Annotated in this window: 1 protein-coding gene; it reads right to left on the bottom strand. The window is 30.4% G+C overall.

Annotation, left to right across the window (positions count from 1 at the left end; all coding sequences use genetic code 11):
- Positions 1-455 precede the first annotated feature (455 nt).
- Positions 456-1,334 (bottom strand): hypothetical protein (locus AB8P06_RS20595; RefSeq protein ID WP_369844522.1); only part of this gene is annotated, 879 nt, incomplete at its 5' end.

Below are 1,334 nucleotides of genomic sequence, written 5' to 3'. Positions count from 1 at the left end.
TAATTTTTTCTGATCTTTTTCATACTCTTAAAGTTAAAGAGTATAAGAATTGTGTCCTAACAAAGGTAGCAACTCCAGTTGTCAGGGTCTCTTTTTGCAGCTTAACACCATCTGCACCATATTTAGTATTGATATTTACTTCTTCAACCTCACTTCTACTGTACTTCAACTACCCTTGTTATTGAATTTTTGATTTTCAACAAGTTAATATTTAAATAATTGAATCATAATTGTTCCTAAACAAGTGAGTTTAGTCTACTTTATAAATCTTTTCATTAAAACTATAACTATAAAAACAAAAATAACACCAGTGAAAAATTTTATATATCCTTCCGTTTGATCTTGTATTTCTTTATAGCTCCTTTTATCTCCTATTATTTTACGAAGTAGATAATAAATACTATTACCAATAATATTCATAAATATTTGTTGAAAGATGTATTCAAAAATTCCCATTATTTTTCTTCTTTTTTATTTGGCGAAAATGGTTTTATTACACTTGTATATCCCATTTTAAACATGCTTATATTATTTATCATATTTAATCCTTTATTCATATTTCTATTTAAAAGGCCTCTTGTTGTTGGTTTAGCTCTAGCAATTACAGTTCCTTTAAATAAACTTGAAAACTGTGGGGCACTTAATGGGGCCAAATCATCAGTTAACCTAAAAGCAGTTTTTGGCAAAACTTGTTGACCAACTCCTAAAACTTTCAATTCTGCAGATAATGGATTAAAAGTTGAGACAAATGCAAAACCTCTTTCTCCGGCATTAAACTGAGTCGTATTATCTAAATTGCTATAAACCTGTTCACCAGTAACTCCCGAAATATTTTTACCACCTAACCAATTAAATGTATCAACAACTTGAAAAGCTAAATAGGTGTTGTTAGCAATATTATATGATAATTTGCCTAAAAAACTATCTGATGTTCCCCAATTACCCCAAAAGCCCTTATCTCCATCCCACTCAGTAATAGTAGCCATAGTTCCAATATGCTTATTTAAATGATTAAAGATTTCTTTTTTATCACTATTATTAAAATAATTTCCTGTTAAAGCAGTGTATAATTTGGAGCCACTTAAGGCCAACTCTGGAATATCTTCTTTAAAAACTTGGCGGTCCTTCATATAATGGGCCAGGTCATCCACTCTTCCATCAAAAGATTGTTGTAATTCCGAAATCTCATCAGTCCTGGTATAAGTTATACTTCCGTTGTATTCTCTTATATACATTCCTGTTGGATCTGAAAAAGAAATCGGGTTATTGGCAGCAAAATGATTAGGTGTTAAACTCTGATAAGATTCAGCAAATACATCTATTCCTGCAAATCT

This window comes from Chryseobacterium tongliaonense, assembly GCF_041224435.1.
GTDB classification, from domain to species: Bacteria; Bacteroidota; Bacteroidia; order Flavobacteriales; family Weeksellaceae; genus Chryseobacterium; species Chryseobacterium tongliaoense.
This window is presented reverse-complemented; position numbering and strand designations above follow the sequence as displayed.